1 protein-coding gene and 1 pseudogene are annotated in these 864 nt (G+C 62.7%); both read right to left on the bottom strand.

The features are described from left to right. Positions 1-121 (bottom strand): annotated as a pseudogene (locus EN893_RS39700) (DUF4345 domain-containing protein); the annotation flags it as partial. Between the two features lie 95 nt (positions 122-216). Continuing rightward, positions 217-864: aspartate/glutamate racemase family protein (locus tag EN893_RS35950; RefSeq protein ID WP_281062541.1), on the bottom strand; the 648-nt coding region annotated here is incomplete at its 5' end.

The following is an 864-nucleotide window of genomic DNA, read 5'->3' as shown; positions in this document are numbered from 1 at the left end:
GGGCATGGAAGGCGAGGCCAGGGGCCAGAAAAAACAAAAGACCGAGCAGCACGGTGACGACGGCGCTCGACCAGGCCAGCCATTCGCCCTGGCTCGTCGGCCATGGAAGCGCAAAATCCATCTTGTCCCCTCGAAATGCCTGTTTTGAAATTCCGGGCATTCTAGCGGAGGAAAAGAAGCGCGCCAGATGGATCCACGCACTTTAGGCGGCGCGCATCAACCGAGCGCGAATTCCACAGCCGCCTCGGCATGGATGCGCGTCGTGTCGAAGACCGGGATGTCGAAATCCTGCTCGCCTATGAGCATGGTGATCTCGGTGCAGCCCATGATGACGCTGTCGGCCGCCTCTTCGCGGCGCAGGCGCTCGGTCTCGGCGATATAGGCCGCCTTTGAAGTCTCCTTGACGATGCCCTGGCACAACTCGTCGTAGATGACGCGATGGACCATGTCGCGCCCGGCACTATCGGGTACGACAGGGTTCAAGCCAAATCTGTCGGCGAGCCGGCCCTTGTAGAAATCCTGCTCCATGGTGAAGCGCGTCGCCAGCAGTGCCGGACGCTGCATGCCGGCGCGCTTGACCGCCACCGCGGTGGCATCGGCGATGTGGATCAGCGGGATCGACACCGACGCCTGCACTTGGTCGGCCAGTCTGTGCATGGTGTTGGTGCACAAAAGCAGACCCTCCGCGCCGCCGGCCTCGAGCTTGCGTGCGGCTTCGACGAGAAGCACACCGGCGCCATCCCAGTCGCCATGATGCTGCCGCTCGGCGATTTCGGCGAAGTCGAATGACCAGAGCAGAAGCCTGGCCGAATGCAAGCCGCCCAGCCGCTCGCGCACGATCTCGTTGAGCAGCCGATAGTAGAT

This window comes from Mesorhizobium sp. M7A.F.Ca.CA.004.04.2.1 (assembly GCF_004022825.1).
In the GTDB taxonomy this organism is placed as follows: domain Bacteria; phylum Pseudomonadota; class Alphaproteobacteria; order Rhizobiales; family Rhizobiaceae; genus Mesorhizobium.
The sequence above is the reverse complement of the archived record's forward strand: the minus strand, read 5'-3'. Positions and strand labels throughout refer to the sequence as shown.